4 protein-coding genes are annotated in these 26,325 nt (G+C 40.3%); all 4 read right to left on the reverse strand.

Features of this window, described 5'->3' with window-relative positions; translation table 11 throughout:
* Nucleotides 1-38: 38 nt before the first annotated feature.
* The 4 genes from EDD58_RS10970 to EDD58_RS10985 all read right to left on the reverse strand — a co-directional run bounded on the left by EDD58_RS10970 (nt 39) and on the right by EDD58_RS10985 (nt 26,324).
* Complete coding sequence (locus EDD58_RS10970; RefSeq protein ID WP_131925532.1) at nt 39-716, reverse strand: MBL fold metallo-hydrolase; 678 nt, start codon at nt 714-716, stop codon at nt 39-41.
* 137 nt (nt 717-853) lie between these two features.
* Entirely contained in the window at nt 854-1,702 is an 849-nt protein-coding gene (locus EDD58_RS10975) for a 4'-phosphopantetheinyl transferase family protein (protein ID WP_131925534.1), read from the reverse strand.
* A gap of 199 nt (nt 1,703-1,901) precedes the next feature.
* Nucleotides 1,902-9,686, reverse strand: a complete 7,785-nt coding sequence (locus EDD58_RS10980; RefSeq protein WP_131925536.1) for a beta-ketoacyl synthase N-terminal-like domain-containing protein — start codon at nt 9,684-9,686, stop codon at nt 1,902-1,904.
* Nucleotides 9,687-9,701: 15 nt separating this feature from the next.
* On the reverse strand, nt 9,702-26,324 hold the full coding sequence (locus EDD58_RS10985) for a non-ribosomal peptide synthetase (protein WP_131925538.1): 16,623 nt from the start codon (nt 26,322-26,324) through the stop codon (nt 9,702-9,704).
* Between the last annotated feature and the right edge of the window lies 1 nt (nt 26,325).

Raw genomic sequence — 26,325 nt, forward strand, 5'->3', positions numbered from 1 at the left:
TGATCCCTCTTTTTACATTCCATAGTTTGCCATCAAAATTATTTAAAATCAAATATACCTTTTTGATTCTTTCTCATTCGGAAACTTATAAAATACTCTTTTTTATCAAGTTGAAAATATATATTTTCTTTTCGAAGACACTCGAGTGTTTGTCCTGGAACTTTACCATATGAATGCCCTGGATAAACGCGAACATAAGGTGATACTAGGGATTTCACCTTCTGAATACTTTCAAACATATCAACCACTGAGCCTCCATCACCGGTACAGATCCCGCAACCTTCGATAAAAATGGTATCTCCAGTAAATATACTATCTGATAAAAGATAGCACATTCCCCCTACTGTATGACCGGGAGTAAGCAAACATTCTATTTCTATATTTCCAACCTGAATGATTTCTTTATCATTTATAGCATTCAAATTTCTACATTTAAATTGATAGTAGTCAATTTCACTTTTTGACATATAAACATTGGGATTATACTTCTTAACTAAAGGGTCAACCAAATTTACATGATCATAGTGAGAGTGTGTTAAAAGAATAGCTACCAAATCTACATTCAATTCATATAATTTACTAGTTATTTTACTTAATTCCCATGCAGGATCCACAACAAAAGCGGATTTAGTGATTGGATCTACCACAACATAACTAAAGTTGGTCCACATATGAAAAGAAGTTTTCATTTGGTGTACTTCATATCCATTGCCCATGACAATAACCATTCCAATTCAAATTTGTTTTTATAATGAGTTATAAAACGATCAAGATCCCATGAGATCGCTGTAATATATAGAACAAAGGAAGATGAATAATCGATTTAGAGTCTAACTGATTACGTTATCAGTTCCTAATCCACTAAACTATGGGATATGATTTTTTCTACTTTTTGTTTGATCCTATAAATGTCTATATCTATCTCTACATTTTTAGGATAAGTCATTGAAAACGCATAATCCTTTACTATAAATGAAATAGTGTGATACTGATCAAAATGGGTAAAGGTACTAAGATAGTATCCATCATTAACTTCTATACTTTGTACCTCCAAAACACTCAAAGATACTGTCAATCCAGTTTTTAGAGCCTTGGAAAGAGATTCCTTGATCGTCCAGATTAGCAGTAAAAAACTTTCATAAGAACACGGAACTTGATGTAGAAGTTCTTTTTCGTATTGCGTTAACTCTGCTTCCACTCCTCTATGAAGTGACTGTTGGATTTTTTCAATATCAATTCCTATCATGAGCAGGTCATTAAAGGCAGCTGCCGCTGCTAAATCTTCACAATGAGTTAAACTGACCTGTATGTTGCTATATGGCTCACAAACGACTACTGGCTGATTAAAAACTCCATTTTTTATCAAAATCTTTTTCAAATTATCTTCCTCTATAAAAGCAGAGACGGCTTTTTTGGCAGAATATCTTCCCAGTAGATAGCTATTGATCCTACGTTCATACACAAGTGTTTTGAAATATTTTTTTTCATCCTCATGGAGAAAATCATTGTTATCACAATGAATAGGACCATTCCCCCTTTTATAAAAGTTGATATATACTTTATAGTTTTCTTTTGATGACTTCAAAACAAAGTTGTCTGTATATGTATAACCTGCCAAAGCATCGCTTTTTTTAAAAGAGTCATTACGATACACCATGGTATTTACTCTCCCAACTTTTATATACAAAGAGCGATCTCTCAAGATGAATCTTTTAAACAGCTCTTTGGTGGAACCCTTTCATGAGGAGGCAACTCTTCATGGAGTTTCTTTGGTGTTTTGCCTCCTCTCTAATCAAAGGGTGGAGCAGACTTCTTCTCTTTTTTACGAGGAACAAGCTCATGGAGGATGAATCGGGCTCCAATGCTAAATCGGATCAGTAACTATTGCCTCATCAACACTACTAAAAATATAGCTGTCCACAAAACTCACAGATGGTTTCAGAAGATTGGGGTTCAGCTAACATCGTCATATGATTGGAAGAATCCACATCCATCATATGAAACTTTGGGATCTGTCGCTCCCATTCTTCCCAGTATGTTGTATGATCTAACGATACTGGCTCATTTACAGTGGTAAAATAGGGCTCTAATTCACCAAGAAATTGACCACTTTTATTACGGAAATAATAACAATCTAACCCCTGAGGGTCAGGGAGCGGTAAAATCATATAGTCCTGCAATTCATAAGCACTTTGGATTTTTACATTTTGCTGAAGATGAGTTTGTATTTGGGTTTCTGTTTTAGTTAATCCCCTAGCCCTTGCAAGAATAATTAGTTGTTTCAAAAACTCCTCCTCATCAATCCGCAAGTCTACTTCCTCTCGACTGATGAGTGTTTGGGCTAATTCTTCCGGCTTTTGTACCAACGTTGACAGCATTGTATTCATCGTTTGCAACATTGAGGTTTTCAAAGAAGGTTTTTCCCCTTGGAAATTTGTATTACCTGGTGAATCGATCATTACAATCGTATTAACAACTTCCCCCAATTCTTGCAATTGGCGCGTGATCTCATAGGCTAACATCCCACCCAAAGAGTATCCACCTAAATCATAAGGTCCCTCCAACTGCACAGATTGAATGATATCAATATAATAAGATGCCATTTGTTGAATCCCGTTCAATGGAGGATGATCAGTCATGAAGCCTCTTGCTTGAATTCCATAAAAAGGACGTAAACTTTTTTGGGCTACCTTTTGATAAATTTCTACTCCACCCACTCCCCCATGAAACCAAAATACAGGTCGTCCTTCGTTCTTTCCATTCAGATGAATCAATTCAGGAAAGTGTGGCTGGGCTTCCAAAATAGGCTTGTTGTTTTTCTGTTCTGATCGGATCGACTTCTCTTCACTTGACAGTTGTAAAGCATTTATAACATCCTGCATCGTTTCACAGGCCTGTAAACTTACTATAGAGACTGAAGGGTCAATCTCTTCTTTCAATCTCTGAAATAACTGCATGAAAAGGATCGAATCGAAACCATATTGCTTTAAAGGAATATGAGGATTCATTTCTGTAGCTGTCATCCCTAATAAGTCAGATATGATATCAATGATACGATCATCGACAGAAATAGATCGAGCTTTAGATATAGATATCATTTGATCTTTCGATCTAGGTTGTTCAACAATCCGTTTTGTTGCTGGTTCAGACTGTTTCCAACACCGTCGCTTTTCAAACGGATAAGTGGGCAAGGAAATTCTATATAATCCTTGACCTTCATGAAGCGATTCCCATGAAAAGTCCCCACCTTTGGTCCAATAAAGTGCAAGTTTTTCAAAGTTTTTTTCTGACAATAGTGTCTGTAAGACAACCTCTCCTAACTTCCCATCCAGCAAACTGCGAACGGATGAATCTTCTTCCCTATTTCCTATGAAAACAGGGATAGAACTCTTCAACCCTTTAGATTCTTTAGTAACTTCTAGATATTCCTCCAAACCTTGAATCAATTCTTCTCGATTAACAACTACCATAGCCAAACGACAATCCATCGCCTCCCGCCCCACTTGAAGTGTGTAGGCAAAATGGGGTATCGAAAGGTCATTGCTTCGTTTCACATACTCAAGCATCTGATGAGCAACAGCATACAATCGATCTTGGTTTTTTGCTGAGAAAACAAGGATTTGAGGAGAATCTACAAAATCATCAGGAATCTGATTTACTTTTGCCGGAAGATATTCTTCGAGTACAACATGCGCATTCACTCCACCAAATCCATAATTGTTAATACTAGCACGACGAGGGATAGGTCTGCCCTGATCGTCCTTTAACTCTTCCCATTTGTGGTTCTCAGAAGTAAGCTGGAATGGGCTACCTTTTAATGAAATTTGATCATTTAGAGAGGTAAACCCAGGAATTCCAGGAATCAATTTATTTTTCATAGCTAGGATCACTTTGAATAAAGCTGCCATGCCAGAAACTAATTCTCCATGCCCAATACAGGGCTTTAAACTACTGATATAACAGGGAGTTTCTTCTTGTGATGTTTGCGAATGCCCTCTTGAAAGCTGTTGGTATCCAGATTTCAACGCATCAATCTCAATTGCATCTGCCAATGGAGAGGCAATCCCATGCGCTTCGATATAAGATACTGTTTTCGGATCTATATTTGCTCCTTGATAAGCTTTAACCATCGCTTCTTTGATCCCATTTGGATTAGGGGCATTCAATGACAATCCTTTTCCCCCATGCCTAACACCTGTACCTCTAATCACTGCATAAATGGGGTCGGAATCTACAATCGCTTTTTGTAAAGGTTTAATGATGATTACACCAACCCCTTCACTTCTTACAAATCCATTCGCTCCTGTCTGGAATGATTTAGCTTGTCCTTCTCTACTGAGATACCCCATTGAGTCAAACCCTAGAAAGCCCTTGGGTGAAAGGAGCAAATTAACAGCGCCCACAATCGCCTGCTCACATTCATGATTACGAATGGACTGAATCGCGCGATGCAAGGCAACAAATGTCGAGGAACAAGTCGCTTCACAATATTCACTGGGTCCACGCAAGTTCAATGCATAAGAGATGCGATTAGGAATCAACGATGGAATCATTGGTGTTTGTAGAGAATCAAACGGATCAGCAGAAGTACTCACGTATTCATTATTTCCTGCCGCAACAAAAACTCCTGTAGAACTTTGTGATAGTGCCTGTCCAGTGACACCAGCATCTTCCATAGCCTTCCATGTATGTGTCAGTAGTAGATGTTGCTGAGGATCCATAAGGGTAGCTTCTCTGGGAGATATACCAAAGAATAAAGGATCAAAATCTCCTACTCCATCAATAAATCCACCCCATTGTAGGCTTGTCTTACTCGCTTCTGTGGAATCTCCGCAGTACTCTCGCCAATCCCAACGGTCTTTAGGGATTTCTGTAATGCAATTCTTACCATTGACTAAATTCCCCCATAGTTCTTCCAAGTTTTCCGACCCCGGAAATTGCCCTGACATCCCTATAACAGCAATACTCTCATCGCTTCGTTCATTGGGTTTTACTTCTTCATTTACAATTGGAGAAATAATTTCCGACTCTTCGCTAATATAGGTAGAAACCTTTGCTTGCTCTGATCGCTTGCCTAATAATTGAATAAATGAACTTTGATGCTCTTTGGCAAAGAATTCCGTAAGCTCCTTGAGATTTGGATACTCAAAAAACAAGGTTGGATTTAATTCAATCTCTGCGTCTCTTTCAATTTCCTTTGTCAATGCAACCAATTCTAAAGAGGATAATCCTAGTTCCATTACATGAATGGTATCTATATTTGACTCTCTTAATTGACTAGCCGTCATTTTATTCAGTTTATCCATTACATATTTCTGGATTTGATCTGCAATATCATCCGTTTTGGATCGAACATTCAAATGGGACGAAACCAAGTTTTTCAGGCTTTCATGCTGGGGATTTCCTTCTGAAAAATGGCTCCGTTTTAATGAATATCCTGAATAGTGTACAACTAATTCAGATTCATCATTGATCACATCTACATCAAAAATGAAAATTTCACTTGATTTTTTTACCAGCTTGATATGCAACCAACAGTTTTCGAATTTCCCATTCTTTTTAAACTTGATTTTATTTATTCCAAAGGGTAAAAGTCCACCTGCAATCTTAAATTGTTCTAGCAAATGTAGCATGGCTAGATAAGCGCTGTTCGTAATTAACGGATTTAAATCGTAATCATGATTTTCTTCAGGTGAGTTTTCAGATAGATCCATTCTAGCAAGGATCTGATCATTCCCCGTATAAAGATGAGTAATGGTCTTAAAAACATCTCCCCATTCCACAATCCCCATACCCTGAGCATAAATCCGGTCGATATCTTGATGACATTCTACTAAAGGAGCTTTGATGCTCGCTATATCTATCTTCTTGCTTTCAAAAGGAGCCTTTTTGAATTGCCCTGTAGCTGTTACCTTCCATGCATCAGAGGATGTATACCGATACATCACTTGAAAATCAATTTCGCTTTCTTTTTGAAGCGGCTTTACTTGTACTTCTACTTTTTGATTCTTTTTCACTTCAACGGGTTGGACATAATTGAGTTTTCGAATTTGGACCTGATCTTCTTCAGGAAAGAGCTTGAAAAAAGCGTTTATGGCTAAACTCCCATATGTGGCTCCGATCAGTACTTGCTCATCATTCATTTTATGACCTTTTAAGTATGGTTCATCATATACATAGGTCTCCAGGATTAGACCCTTCTCATCCTCTAAGTTTGATCGTTGATAGTTTTCATCAAATCGATCACTTTCTTCATTCACTGCAAAATCCCTTTGATTAAAGCTAAATGAAACATGATGATCAAAAGCATAGGTAGGTAGGACAATCTGTGAGTCCTTCAAATCTTTATATAATGGTCTAAAGTCTATTCTCTCTCCTGCTACCCAACGATTAGCGAGTGACTGTAAATCCTTTTCCTCTAAAAGTTGCTGAATCGCTTGTGCATCTGGAGAAGCAAAATTTGATTGCCGATCTAAAGTGGTATAAATACCCAAATATTCTGCACTCGATTTTGACTTTTGGAAAATGGCCAGCTTTTCGATCAGCTCATGAATAGATGATGCAATGATCGCAACCCTATTTTCTAAACCATGGTTAAGCTTCTGCAAAGATCTTGCAACATCCCCAATTTGTATAGAGGCATCATTCTTCAGAAACACCCTCATTTTCTCCAAATATTGTAGTAAACTCCATGTTGTTTGTGCTGAAAAAATGATAAGGAATTCCTCTCGAGATGCTAGGTCTGGAACGCTTGTGGGAGTGTCTCTATGATATTCCTCTACGATTAAATTCGCATAAGCGCCTCCTGCCCCAAAGGAATTGATCATACTTCTCCGTGGTAGATTCTCTCCTGTATGGCGATCTTTGATTGGCTTCCAAGGCTCCGTTTTTTCTTGCAGATAAAATGCCGTTTTTTCTAGTTTAATATTTGGATTGAGAGGTTTTACATTGATTGTTGGTACAAGAGTTTGGTGCTTCATCTGTAACAAGACTTTGCTAAGTTGCGAAATACCTGAGGCTGCTTCTAGATGACCGATATTGGATTTAACAGAGCCCATTGCGCAAAATTGTTTCTCTTCAGTATAATTGGCAAAGGCATGCTGAAGCGCAATCACCTCGATCGGATCTCCCAATGCTGAACCATTAGCCGCTGATTCCATATATCCGATCGTCGTTGGATCAATTCCAGATTGCTGGATCGATCTTGTAATTAGTTTGGCTTGTTGCTTAGGATCAGGAGCTGTATACATCTGTCTACCTCCGCTATGATTAGCGGAACTACTTTTAATCACTCCATAAATCGGATCACAGTCTTGAATCGCCTTGGAGAGAGGTTTTAATAGGACAGCCCCTACACCTTCTCCTGGAATCAGTCCATCACCAACACCAAAGCTCTTACTTTTATTTCCAGCTCCTAACAGATTGGCACGATCCAATAAATCATACTTGGAACGATCTAAAGTCAGATTAATCCCTCCAGCGATCGCCATTGAGCAACCTTTCTGCTTTAGACTTTCACATGCAAGATGAATCGCACTCAACGAGCTGGAGCATGCAGTGTTGACTGCTAAACTCGGACCTGTAAGGTTAAAGAAATGAGAAACGCGATTAGCGATATGCCAATCAGTTCCATTCGAGCTTAACGCTGCTTGCTCTAATGAGGGAATACTCCAAAAATACTGATTGTACATGTTGCCAACAAATACTCCAATTCCGTTCTGCTCTCGCTCTTGTAACTCATTCAACTCGTACTTAGCATAACCAGCATTTTCAAATGTTTCCCAAACCACTTCTAAAAACAATCGAAGTTCTGGTGTCATTTCCATGACTTGCTGGTGACTTGTCTCAAATAATTGATAATCAAATCGATCTATTTGTTCTAAGAATCCACCATAATACTTTTTCTCTGATTTTTGTGATGGGTCTTTAGATAACAGTTTGACTAACGAGGTTTGCCACCGGTCGTCGCTAGCTTCGGTGATACAATTATGTCCTGCTTTTAAATGCTCCCAAAGTTCTTCTAGGGTATTTGACAAAGGATAACGACCACTAATACCAATAATAGCAATATCTTCTTTCTTTGGTTCTTTTGAAAACTCCTCTTGATGATGTACAACTTGTGGTTTTCTGAAACGATCTGTTTGAGGAATCAATGTGACTACATGTTCAGTAGAATCCAAATCAATTGGAGTTTCCTGTTTTGACTCTTCATTTGATTCAGGTGAAATCCATGCTTTCAGTTGATCAGAATGATTTTTCACAAGATATTCGACTAGCTCTTGTGTATTGTTATATTCAAATAAAATTGTTTTAGGAAGCTCGCCTGTAACTTGTTCTAACTCTCGAATAAAATTAATTTGTAGAATAGAGTCAATACCATATTTTTCAAATGATACTTCTAACTCAATCTTGTCTGGAGTTAGTTTAATAGCTTTCGCCAAGGTTTCTTTCACAAAAGTTAATGTTTGTGTAGATAGAAAATCATCGCTTATGGTCCCAGGATTTTCTTTTTTCACTTGAAGTGAATCATCTTTGATTCGCTCTCCCTGAGTGATATGTAGTTTTTTATGATTGATATTCTGTTTGATAGATGTCATACGTGGTTCAAGTGATTGTCTTTGTCGAACCACGCCATCACTTTCTGCAACAATAATTTGCTGACCCAGTTCATGTGCCTCTGGCGCCATAAAGGAGACATGACGGAAGCCTTCACTTTCCAACACTCTTTGCCAAGTTACAGAGTCTAAACCTGGACAGCCGGGAATGCGTAACTCAGGGTCTTCATATAACCACCAACCCTCCAAAAGACCAAAAGTAAGATGGGAGAACAGATTATTACTGTTGATCTCATTCAACAAGATCAACCCATTGTTTTTTAAAGTGGCTTTCGCATTACGTAAAGTTTCACGAATATTTTTGGTGGCATGCAACACATTAGCGGCAATCACTACGTCATATCCGCCAGCCTCAATGCCTTGCCCTACAATCGGTTCTTCTACGTTAAATATTTGATAGGTTACATACGGATTCTCCAACCCATACTCTTTTTCGGCATGCATGAGAAATGCTTTGGAGAGATCTGTGTAGCCGTATTCTTGAATATACGATTGATAAGGTTTCAGTTTTTTAAAAACGGTTGCACTTGTCCCACCAGTTCCTGCTCCTATTTCGATCATTCGAATCGATGCAGCAGGGTCCTGCTTCACCCGTTCTTGGATATAGGCAACTAATGTATCTGCAAGCACTTCATTAAAGTAATCTGCAACTTGATTCTGTTTATAAACGCCTTCCACCAATTCCATGGAAGAATTAGGGAACATGATATCGGTGGCAGAAGCCTTGCCGGTAAGGATATCCGGCAAGGCTTTCAGTGTTGCATCTACTAATACCACCATCGCTTTCATGTTACGATCTGCCATCCACGAAAGCTTATTCAAGTCCCACTCCTTCCAGAGTGCATCCAAATCCAATGACGTAGGGTCCACGACCGTGTATGAGTCCCCCTCTTGCTCAAGATAATGATTCCGCACCAAAACCGCTATGGTTTCTTCAAACCATCTGTCATACAAGTCAAGAAGCTTAGCATTCTCTCTACGGTCAGTGGTCACATTCTTTTCTGTAAATAATCCTAGGGACTGCAATTGCCCCCATACCATTTTGCAAAGAAGCTCTTCTACTTTTTGCATTCGTTGGCTCCCTCCTCATATCATTTGATCGATCTTTGTAGGATCTCCTAGTTTGTAGTTTCGTAGTTTTTGAATATTGGAACCAGGATTTTCTGGATAAACCTCGATTCGTTCATATGAATCAGATGTTTCCCCATTTAAAAAGGTAGTCGTTTTCATCATGACCAGTTGATCCAAGGGTCCGCTGAGGAGTCGTTCTAAAGCTTCCATGGCCTCAGGAGGTTCAATAGAGCCTATACCTGCTTGAGTCATTCTTTGCTGGTATTCTTGTGAAGCTACGACTCCAACACTTCCCCAATAACTCCAATTCATTACTTTTACTGCACAAGGCCATTCGTATGAAAGTCGGTGTGCAAATGCATCCTTAAAGGCACAACCTGCAGCATAATTACTTTGCCCTGCAGCTTTTGCAAATGATTGGATCGATGAGAAAAACATTGCAAAGTCCAAAGGTTCTTTTCGAAATACTTGAGCCATACATACACTCACATCAACTTTTGTAGCAAGCACCTTTTTAAAACGTTCTTCATCCATATTGGCTAGGCTTTGATCCAATAACACGATTGCAGAGTGAATGATCCCATTAATTTGCGAATACTTATTTTTAATTTCTCGATAAGCTTGCTGCATAGTATCTGGATCACTTGCATCAGCTTCAATATAAATAGGAGCTGGACCTAAGGTTGCTAGTCGATCAAGCTTAGCTTGAATCACTTCATCCTTTTTCCTTCTACCCATCCAAATAACGTGTGCTTGATAGGATCTGATCACATATTCACTCCAGACTTCACCAATCCCACCTGCACCCCCAACTACAACATAAACTCCCCCATGCTTATACAATGACTGAGTTGGTTTGGTCTGCTGAACTGGGAGCAAGTTCTGTCGATACCATTCTCCATTCCGATATGCCCATGTATTTCCTTGTGAATCTGTAGGCAAGGTGAATAAATCTGGATCTGCCCAATCATAACCCGTTTCTAAATCAATCAATCGGAGATTCCAGTTTGAATATTCCTTTGCCATTGAACCCATCAAACCATGAATACTTGCATGAGTTGGGTTCACTAGATCGTCTTGATGAACCAATTGAGTTTGCTCAGTGATCACACTCCAGCTTACATCCTTGTTTCCATAGTCTAGATGAAGCATAGCTTTAATCATCCTAAAGATTTGAATCACACCTTGGTACTGCCCTTCGATGATTTCATCACCTATATGAGGGACGATCGGTTCAGATGGAGCAATCCAGACGATATGGTCGATAGAGCCACAATCTTTTAATTTTTCCACAATCGAATCAATCGAATCCCAGGATTGAATGTCCAACGTTCGTGCCTTGGGATAGTGTCGCTGGACAGCTTGAATACTGAGTTTATTTCCTCCAACAATGACCACTTGATCATCGATGCCTGCTGGAAGTACCCTATTCTTTTTAACTGAAACGACATCCCAAACAGGAGCCAATATCTGAGCCTCTGCGTGGGATTCCTTTGCGATATTAGACGATGCTATTTCTGACATAGTCTTGTCTTGGAGACGATTTTCCAAAACCCTTGATGAAATTCCCTTGATTCTTGCACAAACCTTTCCTTGATCATCACACAAATCAATATCTAGTTTTTGCACCCTATCTTCAGCTTTACTATGATCACTCTGTCTGATATAAGCCCACATCTGAGAAGTACATTTGCCAAATATATCAATCTCTTGCAAAGCAAAAGGTAAAGATAACTGATCCTCATCCGAATCTAGCAATAGAGCGAGGGATGCCTGTAACGCTGAATCCACCATACTTGGATGTAGAACAAATGAATCCGCTGTGTTAGAGACTGATGAAGGCAATGACAGCTTCGCCAACACTTGCCCTTCTCCGATATACACCTTCTCAATCCCCTGATGACTGGGACCATAATCGATGCCTACTGTCTTATATAACTCATAAAGTTGGTTAGATGAAATCAGATTCTGACTACATTGAGCCAACAATTTTTTAAGATCTAACGATGGGACTTCCCCACCATTGTAAATCATCACACTACCTTGACTGTGTATGTTTCGCTCTACATCTACTTCAGATTCAGTATAGACTTCATAAGTAATCTCACCATGATCTTGAGGAGAAAGACCAATATCTACTTGAATGGGTTGAGATTCGATTACAATCGGTTGAGTCCAAACCACATTTTTAATGCGGATTCTAGCTCGGTGATCTAAGCCTCTTACTGCTTTTGATATAGCTGCACGTGCCATTTCAAGATAAGCGACTCCAGGTAATACTCGATTTCCCTTTACTCTATGATCAGTAAAGAAAAATTCTCTTCCTGTAAAAGTAGAACTAAATCTTTGCTCGGACAAGTCAGATGTATTTTGATGCAATAACGGATGTAAAACAGATGCTGTAGTTGTACTTGGGGTAAGTACACTTGCTGAACTACGATCAATCTTTGAATCGGTGTCTGTAATCCAGTAACGCTCGCTTGCAAAAGGATACGTAGGTAAACTAATTCTGTTTGGCTTGTGATCTCCATATAGCTTGACCCAATCCACATTCAACCCTCTTACCCATAAATCTAAAAGTTTTGTATATTTCCTACGCTGTATCCACTTTTCAATCACTTCTTGCATTTCTTCATCTGCCATGAATGCTTGTAAAGATCCCTTTTCTACCTTCCCGCGGTATAAATCTTCAATATTCTCTTGTCCTTCTACAAAGCTCTTCAACTTTTCTTTGAGGTTCTTGATTGAACCTACAATGATGCCCAACCGTTCTTCCATCGCATCGCGTCCGACCTGAAGCGTGTAGGCCAAATCGGTTAGATCTCGATCCGAATAGGGTTGTGTACTCATTGCTTCTAGTAATTGCTGTGCCTGCTCTTGGAGTCGCTCCCCATTTTTCGCCGACAAGACGATCATTGCTGGATGTGTCGGGGTGCTTGTAGGTGATGTAACATCTACTTCTTTCGGGACATATTCCTCGATCACGACGTGAGCATTGACCCCACCGATTCCAAATGAACTAACACCGGCACGTCGAGGTAGTTCGTTACCTTGGGCATCTTTCAACGCCTTCCATTCTTTCGTTTCTTGTACGAGATAAAATGGACTATCTTTGAGTTGAATATATGGATTGATGGTATCGCAGTGAAGACTTTTCACCAGCGTTTGATGCTTCAACTGCAATAAGACTTTGATCACTCCCGCAACTCCAGCCGCTAGAGACAAATGACCAATATTTGTTTTCACTGATCCTAATCCACAATGGCTGTGCGTAACCTGAGAGTCACCCGTTTTCTGGTATAGTTCTTTGAAAGCTGACTTCAATCCGTTAATTTCAATCGGATCACCAAGCTTTGTACCCGTTCCATGCGCTTCAATGTACGTGACGGTTCTAGGATCAATCCCCGCCTTCGTGTATGCGGTTTGCAGTAATTCCGCTTGCGCCTTCGGATTTGGGGTAGTCAATGAATTAGCACGTCCTCCATGGTTCTCAGCAGTGCCTCGGATAATTCCATAAATATGATCTCCATCTCGTTCCGCTGCTTTCAGTTTTTTCAGGAAGAGTATTCCAACTCCTTCTCCCACCGCAAACCCATCAGCTTGGTCTGAGAACGTTTTGCATCTTCCTTCTTTACTTAGCGCACCTGCTTTGTCGTAAGCGATATGACCTTCTGGTGTTACGACGGTATTGACCCCACCTGCTAATGCCATCTCACAATTTCCATCTTCAATGGCACATACGGCGTGATGAATGGCCACTAATGAACTGGAGCATGCTGTATCAATAGGCTCACTGGGTCCATGGATATTCAGTAAGTAACTGACTCGGTTCGGTCCAACGGATGGGCTCATATTGGCAGCAGTAGAACCTTCGATGGCTACATTTGCTTTAGAAAGCAGTGAACTATAACCTGTGTTTCCTGTCCCAATAAATACGCCTGTTTGGGTTCCTGAGAGACTTTGAGTTGAATAGCCTGCATCTTCAATCGCCTTCCATGCATAGGTCATCAACAACCGTTGCTGTGGGTCCATTTGCTCAGCTTCCAATGGAGAAATACCAAAGAACAAAGGATCGAAATCACCTACGCCATCGATAAATCCGCCCCATTTGACATAGGTCTTATTCGCTTCTTTAACGGGGTCTCCGTAATACTCTCGCCAATCCCAACGGTCTTTGGGTATTTCAGTAATACAATCTTTACCCTCAACGAGATTTTTCCAGTACTCATCCATATTCTTCGCCATCGGGAAGGTCCCACTCATCCCTACAATCGCAATCGGCTCGCGAACAACTTTATCCTGTATTTGCGGTCTGATAAACCGAGGATGTCGTCTTTGATTGGAAAAGTTTACTTCTTCTCTCGATTTCTCTACAACTTGTACAGGGTTCTCCACTTTGGCATGTACCGCAAATTGGGCTACAAAGATGGCTTGATGTTCTTCAACTAAATAGGTTGCAAAATCATAAATCGTCGGTTGTTCAAAAAAGATCGTTGGTGTCAGTTCAAGTTTATATTGCTCATTAAGCTTATTGGCGAATTCAGTGAGTGTGATGGAATCAAACCCATATTGATTAAACTCAAGATCCACATTGATATCATTAACTTTGATCTTGAGTAACTTGGATACTTCTTGTTTTAACACTCCCTGTACCTGATCCAATAAACTTCCTGAATCAATTCCTGTAGTCGAATTCAGTGATTCTTTCATCTTTTTAGGTTGCTGAATCGTAGTCGGGGTTCCTTGAAGCAGTTTTTGCTTCATTGATTGCAGTACACCTTCCATGACGATCATCTTGCTTTTTTCCAAAGTCAAACCCTTATATAAAGCCTGAATACCAGTTGCAGTCTCCATTGGAACTAGCCCTGTACTTTGCATCATCATCTTTTCAGTTTCTGCATCAACATACATCCCACCCTCTTTCCATAATGGCCAATTGATCGAGAGCGTCTGTCCATGACGATACATGGGTCTAATAAGTGAATTCCGATATGCAGCATAATGATCCATAAAAGCATTCGCCATCGAGTAATCTGCCTGACCAGAGCTTCCCATCGTTCCTGAGATTGATGAAAAGAGGATGAAGAAATCTAATGGCAAATCCTTACTCGCTTCATCTAAATTGACAAGCCCTTTCACCTTGGGTGCCAAAACATCATGCATTTCTTCTTTTGTTTTCTTGATGATGTAACTATCTCTAATGATGCCAGCACTATGAATAATGCCATTCAGTTGACCATACTCTTCCACAATCCTTTTGATTAAATCGTCTACGGCATCCTTTTGGACCACATCAATTTGTTTATACTCTACTTTTACACCCAAATCCTGAAACTCTTCCAGTTGAGCTCGTTTGTCACTAAGTTCAGATCTCCCTGTGAGAATTAAGGTAGGACTTTTTGCTTTTTGTACTATGTCTTTAGCAAATATTAATCCGAGTCCTCCAGCACCTCCAGTGATGAGATAAACACCTTGGTCCTTCCACGGGATATTTACTTCGCGATCTGATCCTTCTACTTCGTTCCAGTCAGCAATATATCTTTTACCATCCTGATACTTGATATGTTTATCGCTTGAGCTCCTTTTGTTCTCTTCCAACTTCTCTACTAATCCCGCAAGATCTTCATTTGGATCGATTTCGATCATTTGCCCCATCAGTTTTGAGCTTTCCAGTTCAGCAGTCTTGAGTAACCCTGTCAATCCAGCAAACAGTTGTTGTTCTCCTTGTGTGGAAGTAACCACCTGAATCAGCACAGGATCTTGAGGTCGATCACTAAGGATACTCTGAATTTTTTCAAATACCTGTTCAGCATAGGCTTGGAAACGTTCTGCAATTCCCTCTTGCATAGAATTTAGTGCAATACATTGAACGCCTTTCATCCTCGCTTCAATACTCTCCGCTGAAATTTCATTCAATTCACAAAGAAGTATAATATGTTGTGCATAATTAGGAGCTACGATCCCTTTTTCAACATCCTTGGTTCTCCAAATGGGCTCAAACATCAGAGTTCCAGTTGTTTGAGGTAACCGTTTTGAATCTACTTCTGCTTCCATAGCCCTGAAAGATAATCCCTTCATCCGTACGCAAATTTGCCCCTGTTCATCGCAGAGGTCGATATCCCGCTTCTGAATCTTGTCTGTTGCTGTGTGATCTTCACTATACCTAACACAAGCCCACATCTGAGAAGTACACTTGCCATACACTTCAATCTCTTCTAATGCAAATGGCAACATTAACTGATCTTCACTAGATCCTACCAAGATACTTGATGCCTGTAACGCAGAATCCATCATACCAGGGTGCAGTACACACGGATCTGGATCCATGATATTGGAAGGTAACGATAGTTTTGCTAATACCAGTTTTTCTCCCATAAAAACCTGCTCGACTCCACAAAACGATGGCCCATAGTTAAAACCTATCATTTTATAAGTATCGTACATTTGACTGACTGAGAAAGTGCTTGGGACACACCCAGCTTGTAAGGAAGCTAAATGGATAACGGGTGTTTTTTCAACCGATCGACTCAGTACTGCACTTCCCTGACTGTACATCAGCGGCTGACCGTCAGCTTCATCCGATTCACTGTAAACCTCATATGCGATTTCTCCGTCATCTTCAGGATACAGTCCAATGTGAACCTTTAATGGTTGATTTGTAACGACAATCGGCCGAACCCAAACAACATTTTTAAGCTTGATACATGCTTGATCTTCTTTTAAGATTCCTACTGCTTGCCCAACTGCCTCCCTTGCCATTTCAAGATGGGCCACCCCTGGCAAGATCCGTTGACCTTTTACTACATGCTCCGCCAGAAAGAATTCATCTCCTGTATAGGTGGAACTGAATCTCTGTTCCATAAGGTTGGAAGTATTCTGATGTAATAAAGGATGTAAAACAGATGCCGTGGTTGTACTTGTGGTACGTATGCTTGATGTATCACTCTCTGCCTCTACGATCCAATAACGCTCATTTGCAAAAGGATACGTAGGCAGACTGATTCTGTTTGGCTTGTGATCTCCATATAGCTTGACCCAATCCACATTCAGCCCTTTTACCCATAAATCTAAAAGTTTTGTATATTTCCTACGCTGTATCCACTTTTCAATCACTTCTTGCATTTCTTCATCTGCCATAAATGCTTGTAAAGATCCCTTTTCTACCTTCCCACGGTATAAATCTTCAATATTCTCTTGTCCTTCTACAAAGCTCTTCAACTTTTCTTTGAGGTCCTTGATTGAACCTACAATGATGCCCAACCGTTCTTCCATGGCATCACGTCCGACCTGAAGCGTGTAGGCCAAATCGGTTAGATCTTGATCCAAATAGGATTGGGCACTGATGGCTTCTAGTAATTGCTGTGCCTGCTCTTGGAGTCGCTCTCCATTTTTCGCCGACAAGACGATCATCGCTGGATGCGTCGGGGTGCTTGCAGGTGATGTAACATCTACTTCTTTCGGGACATATTCCTCGATCACGACGTGAGCATTGACCCCGCCGATTCCAAATGAACTAACACCGGCACGTCGAGGCAGTTCGTTACCTTGGGCATCTTTCAATGCCTTCCATTCTTTCGTTTCTTGTACGAGATAAAACGGACTATCTTTGAGTTGAATATATGGATTGATGGTATCGCAGTGAAGACTTTTCACCAGCGTTTGATGCTTCAACTGCAATAAGACTTTAATCACTCCTGCAACTCCAGCCGCTAGCGACAAATGACCAATATTTGTTTTCACTGATCCTAATCCACAATGGCTACTCGTAACCTGAGGGTCACCCGTTTTTCGGTATAGCTCTTTGAAAGCTGACTTCAATCCGTTAATTTCAACCGGATCACCAAGCTTTGTACCGGTCCCATGTGCTTCAATATAAGTGACAGTTCTAGGATCAATTCCCGCCTTCGTGTATGCCGTTTGCAGTAATTCCGCTTGTGCCTTCGGATTTGGGGTCGTCAATGAGTTAGCACGTCCCCCATGATTTACAACAGTCCCACGAATGATTCCGTAAATATGATCTCCATCTCGTTCCGCTGCCTTCAGTTTTTTCAAGAAAAGGATACCTGCACCTTCACCATGTGCAAAACCATCAGCTTGATCTGAAAAAGCTTTACATCTTCCTTCCTTACTTAGTGCTCCCGCTTTGTCAAAGGTGATATAAACTTCGGGTAAGATGATCGTGTTAACTCCACCGGCAATCGCCATTTCACAATTTCCATCTTCAATCGCTGATATAGCATGGTGAATGGCCACCAATGAACTAGAACATGCTGTATCAATGGGCTCACTGGGTCCATTGATATTCAGTAAGTAACTGACTCGGTTCGGTCCAGCCGAAGGACTCATATTGGCAGCGGCAGAACCTTCGATGGCTACATTTGCTTTGGAAAGCAGTGAACTATAACCTGTGTTTCCTGTTCCAATAAATACACCTGTCTGGGTTCCTGAAAGACTTTGAGCTGAATAGCCTGCATCTTCGATCGCCTTCCATACATAGGTCATCAACAACCGTTGCTGTGGGTCCATTTGCTCAGCTTCCCGTGGAGAAATACCAAAGAACAAAGGATCGAAATCACCTATGCCATCGATAAACCCGCCCCATTTGACATGGGTCTTATTCGCTTCTTTGACAGGATCACCGTAATACTCCTGCCAATCCCAACGGTCTTTGGGTATTTCAGTAATACAATCTTTACCCTCAACGAGATTCTTCCAATACTCATCCATATTCTTCGCCATCGGGAAAACACCACTCATCCCTACAATCGCAATCGGTTCTGAGTGATCTACAACTTGTTTTTGTGAAGGCTGTACCACTGGGCTCACAAACTGTGGGTTCCGTCTTTGATCGAAGAAGTTCACCACTTCTTTATCTTTTTCAACCGGTTGTATGGAATGCTTCACTTCCGTGTGTACATTCAATTGTGCTGCAAATACAGCTTGATGTTCTCCCACCAAATAGGTTGCAAAGTCATGAACCGTTGGTTGTTCAAAGAATATCGTTGGCGTTAGTTCAAGCTTGTATTTCCGGTTTAATTTATTAGTAAATTCGGTCATCGAAATGGAATCAAATCCATACTGGCTCATCTCAACATGGTCTTCGATCTCATCAATCTTCAACTTGAGTGATTTAGAGATTTCTTGCTTTAAAGCCACTTTCACTTTATCCAACAAGCTTACGGTATCAATCTCTGTTATTGAAGATGCCGTAGTAAATTGCTTCGTTGTTGAAAGGGTAGGAGCCATCGCTCGAAGTAGTTTTTGTTTCATTGTCTGCGACTTTCCTTCAACAATCATGACGCAATTTTCCCCAAAATTAAATGCTTGATATAGAGCCTGAATGCCTGTCTCCGTCTTCATAGGAACGATTCCTGTATATTGTTCCAACATTTTTTGCGTTTCAGCATCGACACGCATTCCGCCTTCTTTCCATAATGGCCAGTTGAGCGAAAGAGTCTTTCCAGATCGTTGTTTTACTACAGTCAGCGAGTTACGGTATTGTGCATAGGCATCCATAAACGTATTTGCGGTAGCATAATCAGCTTGACCCACACTACCTAGACTTCCCGATACAGATGAAAAGAGGATGAAAAAGTCTAATGGCAAGCCCTTACTCGCCTCATCCAAATTCATTAACCCTGCAACCTTTGGGGCGATGACTTCTTGTAACTCTTCCTGCGTTTTCTTAATCATGTAGTTATCTTTAAAAATCCCCGCACCATGTATAATCCCATCAAGACGACCATATTCCTTTTGAATCTCTTGAATTAAATGATAGACATCCTCTTTTTCAGTCACATCCGTTTGTTTATATGCAACTCTTGCTCCCATCTTACGAAGTTCCTGAAGTTGAGCCTTTTTGTCCTCTCCAAGAGTTGATCTTCCCGTAAGGATCAATGACACATTTTTAGCCTTATCCGCAATTTCTTTTGAAAATATTAGCCCTAATCCGCCTACTCCTCCTGTAATGAGATAGATCCCATCATCTTTCCATGGAATACTCTCCTCACACTGTGAAGGCGTAACTTCATTCCAATCTACAACATGACGCTTTCCTTCTTGGTACCTAATATGTTTATCGTGAGGGCATCCCCTGTTCTCCAACAGTTTTTCTTGAATACCTTCAAAATCTTCTTTGCTTTCAACCTCAATAAGCTGTCCAATCAACTTTGAGTTTTCCAGTCTTGCTGTTTTTAGCAACCCAATCAACCCAGAGAATAATTGTTGTTCTCCCTGTGTGGAAGTTACCACCTGAACCAACACATCGCCTTTAGGCTTATTGATCAAGATGTCCTTGATTTTCTCAAACACTTGTCCTGCATAGACTTGAAAACGGTCTGCTACTGAACCTTGATTCGAGTCTAAGGATAAAACCTGCAAATCCTTCCTGAGGGTTTCAATATTTTCTTCAACAGTCTTGCCACATTCACATAGGATCACTATATGCTCCACATATTCAGACGCTGGAGTTTCTCCACCTACAACCTGCTCTTTCCAAACCGGCTCAAGCAGTAAGCTCTCCGCATTCGATGGAGATTCTGTGGATCTAACTTCACCATCCAATACCCTCGTCGAAAACCCTTTCATACGTACGCAAACTTCCCCAGTGTCGTCACATAGGTCAATATCCACTTTCTGTATTGGATCTCCTGCTTGATTGCCATCACTATATTTGACATACACCCACATATTAGGAACACACTTTTTGAGCACTTCAAGTTCTTGCAAAGCAAAAGGTAAAGCGGCTTGGAAATCATGCCCATGACTAGAGAGTCGCATAGCTCGAGTCACATTTTGTAAATATTCCGCCACTTGGAGCGCACCATCCATTAAGCTGGGATGTAAGATATATTGATCTATGGTATGGGAAACAGAATCAGGTAAAGATAGTTTGGCTAACAATTGACCTTGTCCTGTATAGACCACCTTCACTCCTCGATATCCGGGCCCATACTCTGCCCCAATCATCCCTTTGTAGAATTGCTCGGAAGAAATGATGCCTTGGTCACACTGGTTTTGTATGGTCTCAAGATCTATGGCGATATCATCTGAAACCCAACTCAATTCTGCAATACCTTGATTGTACAAAATAGGTTCTGTGTGAACAGAGTTTGATTCACTATACATTTTGTAATAAATCTGTCCATTTTCTTCAGCAAAAAGTCCCACATGAATTTGAATCGATCCTTGATCTACCACAATCGGTCGTACCCAAACCACATTCTTCAACCGAATCATGACTTGTCTATCTTCTAAGTTACCAATCGCTTGTTCTACAGCGGTTCGAGCCATCTCCAAAGTGACAACTCCTGGGACGATCGTTGTACCCTTAATAATATGCTCCGCAATAAAGTACTCCTCTCCAGTAAAAGTGGAGCTAAACCGTTGTTCGGATAGCAGAGAAGTATTTTGATGCACTAAAGGATGTAAAATTGAGGTGGCTGATGTTTTTCTATCATCTTTGCTGATCAGAGGCCAATAGCGTTCCTGCGCAAACGGATAGGTCGGTAAACTCATTCGATGAGGCTTTGCACCTGGATAGAGCAACTCCCAATCAATCTGGAAACCTTTGACCCACATCTCTGCCAATTTCCTCATTTTCCGTTTGGTGATCCATTGTCTAATTAATTCTTCTGTATCCTCATCTTCCAACCATGGTGTAGCATCTTTGGATTTTTTGATTTCACCCTCTAAACAACCTTCCACCTTTTCTTTCCCATTACAAAAATCCTCTAGCTGTTGCTTCAGTTCATCTAGATGAGAAGCGATAAAGATGACTCTATGATCCATGGCTTCTCGTCCCACTTGGAACGTATAAGCCAAGTTAGCCAAATGAATGTGATCCAACTCATAGGTATTCAAAAACTTCAAAAGTTCTTCTGTGTATGCTTTGAGCCGCTCGCTATTTTTAGCTGATATAGGGATGAGAGATGGATGATCCTCACTACTTGAATCTCTTCCATCAAATTCCCTAGACTTTGTAGCTGTATATTGTTCAAAGATCGCATGAGTGTTTGTTCCCCCGAGTCCAAATGAACTCAGCGCCGCTCTATACGGATTCAAACTTTCTTCTAACTGTTTTAATTCATCAACCACATAAAATGGAGAGTGATCCAAATCCATATTCGGATTTGGTTCTTTATAGTTAATCGATGGAACAAGCTCATGATGGTATAAACTTAATGCAACCTTGATACAACCAGCTAAACCTGCAGCAGTATCTAAATGTCCGATGTTAGTTTTTACTGATCCAATTCCACAAAATTGTTTCTTGGTTGTATATTGTTTATAAACATGATTCAAAGCCGCAAATTCTATGGGATCACCCAATTTTGTTCCTGTTCCATGTGCTTCAATATAGCTAATCGATTCAGGGTTGACTTTCGTAGCATCCAATACCTTCTGAATAACTTCAGATTGACCTTTTACACTGGGTGCGTAAAAGCCAACTTTATCCGCTCCATCATTATTCATACCGATTCCTCTTAAAAGAGCATAAATATGATCCCCATCTTCAATCGCATCCATGGCTTTTTTAAGTAGAATGACGGCAACTCCTTCGCCTCCCGTCATCCCATCTGCGGAAGCATCAAACGTCTTAACGTGACCGTCACTTGAAAAATTCAATCCCGTTTGATGGACATACCCCACATTGGATTGAGAATGTAGAGTAGCTCCACCTACCAAAGCATACTTTGCTTCGCCTGATTGTAAGCTCTGGTATGCCGAATATAATCCCACTAACGAAGATGAGCAGTTGGAATGCACAAAGTAACTAGGTCCCTTTAATCCTAGCTTATGAGAGACCATGGTAGGAATGGTGCCATTTTGCCCTAAAACCCATGACACATATCCATCTGGATTTTCTGGTTCCTCTGTTGCATCCCGAGGCAATAATGATCGATAATAATTATTGCTTGCTGACATATATACACTTGTAGCAGGAATCTGTTTTGAAACATAACCAGCGTCCTCAATCGCCTTCCATGAGTGAAGCAATAAAAGCCTCAATTGAGGATCCATCAACTCTGCATCTTTAGGAGAAATACCAAAAAAGCTTGGATCGAACAGATCTTTTCCTTCGATCGTCGATTTCACAGGAACATAGTCCGGATTCTGAATAAGCTCTTCAGACACTCCAAAATCTCGTAGCTCCTCTTTCGTGAAAAATTTGATACTTTCTTTACCTTCCTTTAAATTATTCCAAAATTCAAAGTGGTCTTTTGCTCCAGGAAAACGACAAGAGATCCCAATGATTGCCACGCTATCTTGATAATATTCAGGAAGCGTTTTCGGCATATGATCTAATTCCTCCATCTCTATCTGATTCCGTTCTAATTTCTCAGCTGGAACAGGTGATGAGATCATGTCTTTCTTTTTGAGTCCACTGATATATTGACTGATCGCTTTAATGGTTGCGTACTCGAATAGTTCAGTCACACTAAAATCACAGTGTAGTTCTTTCTTGATTCGTTCGGCTACAACAACGGCTAGAAGGGAATCCCCTCCAACATCAAAAAATCCATCTTCTACACCAACATCATCTACTTGGAGTAATGACCGCCAAATATTCAGCACCTTTTCTTCTACCTTGCTTTGAGGTTCGTTTATTTTTTCCTTTCTCTCAATGATGATCTTCCTATTTTCTAATTCTTTACGGTTCACTTTTCCATTGGGTGTTAATGGCATCTGATCCAGACAGATAAAATGTGAAGGCACCATATATTCAGGCAAACTAGATTTCAAATGGTTGCGTAACTCTTGTGAGGTCAAGGGGAATGCTCCATCGCTGGCAGTATAATAAGTAACCAGCTTTTTATGGCCATCTTGTTGCTTCACAACTGTAACATTTTCTTGGATCCCAGGATGTGCACTCAATCGACTTTCAATCGCATCTAACTCGATCCGAAACCCTCTAACTTTCACTTGATTGTCGATCCGTCCCAAATATTCGATCTGACCTTCCGGTAGCCATCGAGCCCGATCACCTGTTTTGTAAAGCTTGGTTTCTGGTTGGAAGGGGTTGTCGATGAATTTTTCTGCTGTTAACTCAGGTTGATTGTAATAACCTCGTGCCAAACCATCTCCAGCGATGCAGAGCTCTCCTGGAATTCCAATCGGTACAGGTTTAAGCTGATGATCAACGATATAAGCCTGTGTATTCGCTATAGGTTTACCAATTGGAGTCTGATTACTCATAATTCCTTCCTTTGTACAACAAAACCAAGTAGCATAAATAGATGCTTCGGTGGGTCCATATATATTTTCAACACGGCTATTTTCAAAAATAGTTACTGCTTTTTTCACTAGCTCTTTGGGAAATGCTTCTCCAGCAACCATCATATATTTGATGGGACAGTTTTTCGTAAATGTTTGATCATTTTCTGCGCTATTCAGAAAAACATTCAACATCGCTGGTACAAAATTGATATGGGTCACTTTGTAATTTTTGATATATTCAATCAATAGGTCAGGTGATTTCTCTCCATTGGGCGGAAGAATAATGAGACGTCCATTTCCAATAAACCAACCAAATAACTCAGACAATGAAACATCGAACACATAATTTGTTTTCAATAAGTATGTATCTTCGTTGGTCACAGGATACTGAGATTCTAAAAAAAATAAGGTATTTAAAATGCTTCTGTGTTCAACCATAACCCCTTTAGGCTTTCCTGTGCTTCCAGAAGTATAGATCACGTAGGCCAGATGATCTGACTTTACATCCCGTCGAAGTGTTTTGCTACCATGCGTTACGTGTATGATTTCTTCCCAGTCCTGATCCAAAACAATCATTTTTGCATTGATTCCATTGAATAGATTGATTCTTTCCATCCATTTCGATTGGGTCAGGACAATTGAAACTCCACTATCCTTGAGCATGTGCTTCAATTGCTCTTCAGGGTGGGTTGGATCCAAAGGTACATACGCTCCACCTGCTTTTAGAATCCCCAATATGCCCACGATCATCTCTAATGACCGATCCACACAAATTCCTACTGGATATTCTGGAGATACGCCTTGCTCTTGCAAGTAAATGGCTAATTGGTTACTTTTTTGATCCAGTTCCTGATAGGTGAGAGCTTCTCCTTCAAAAATCACAGCGATCTCATGGGGGTTTTTTTGCGCTTTCTCCTCAAATAATTCATGAATACATTTATCTTTAGGATAATCAGCTTGAGTCGCATTCCAGTCAACAAGCAAACTTTTTTGCTCTTCATGTGGTAATAATGAATAATTCTTGAGAGATACGAATGGGTCATTTGCAATTTCTTCCACCAATTTGATATAGTGTCCCATCATTCGTTCTATAGTAGCTAAATCAAACAGATCAGGATTGTATATGAGGTTAAGGACAGTCTTTTCTTCCTGTTCGTAAACTTCTAATGCGAGTTCGAATTCCCCTTCTTGGCGGATTTCTTCCACAAATTCGATATTCAATGATTGATATTGTTCTTGGATCTCTTTCAAACTAGTAACTTGAAGAAAGTTCTGATAGAGAAAAGCGACTTGAAATACAGGAGAATTCGCCGTTGTACGGTTTACGTTCAATTCCTTCACCAGTGCAGGAAATGGATATGCAGCATGATCCACTCCCTCAACTACACTGATCTGCAATTCCCTGATCCATTCTGAAAAGGATTTTGATCCCATTTCTTGGCTTCTTACAGGAATCATGTTGACAAAATATCCGATCAGTGATTCGAAACGATCTTCTGGACGACCCATTGTTGGAATACCTACGATAATATCATCTTGTTTCGTATATTGATGTAGCAAAACTTTAAAAATGGCTAGAAAGATGACAGACAAATTTACATCTTGAGAGCGAGCCATCGATTTTACTTGCTTACTTAATTCATCTGGGAGCAAGCTTGAATAAGCTTGCCCCTTAAATCTTTGAACCGAAGACCGAGGACGATCTGTGGGAAGTTCTAGAACTGGTAACGTCCCCGAAAGATGTTGTTTCCAGTAAGCAAGATGCTTCTCGCCTTCATTCCCTTTCAACATCTCTTGTTCCCACTCAACAAAATCATGGTAGTCTGTGGATAAAGTCGTTACTACTGGATTTCTACCTTGAACAAAATCTTGGTATGCACTCAACAGTGTTGGTATGAAAGTCATCATGGAAATACCATCAAATATAATATGATGGATACTAATGAGCACAATATATTCCTTCTCTGATCGAGAAAACAAATAGATACGCATTAAAGGACCTTGTTCTAAAACAAAAGGCTCTTGATTTTTTTTCTTCACATACGAAAGGATTTCTGCCGAATCCATCGAAGAAATATCTTCTTGCTGTAAAGAAAGAGGCGCTGCTGGCTGAATCATTTGAAATGGTGTTCCGTGATCTTCTTTTATCACGCTTGTCAGAATAGGATATTGGTTCACAACAAACTGAAGGGCTTTTTTGAATGACTCTAGATCCAATTGATTACGGATGTGAAAGCATAAAGGAATATTATAAGCACTCATATCAGGCGACATTTTTTGTAACATCCATAAACCTTTTTGTCCTTCAGAAAGAGGCTTTTTGAAGGAGGACTGTTTCATTTCTCGAAGCTTTTCTTCAACCTCACCGATGGTTATTTCTCCTGATTTATATGCATCTAAAATATCCTTGTGATTCATA

The organism is Hazenella coriacea (genome assembly GCF_004341825.1).
Classification (GTDB): Bacteria; Bacillota; Bacilli; order Thermoactinomycetales; family Thermoactinomycetaceae; genus Hazenella; species Hazenella coriacea.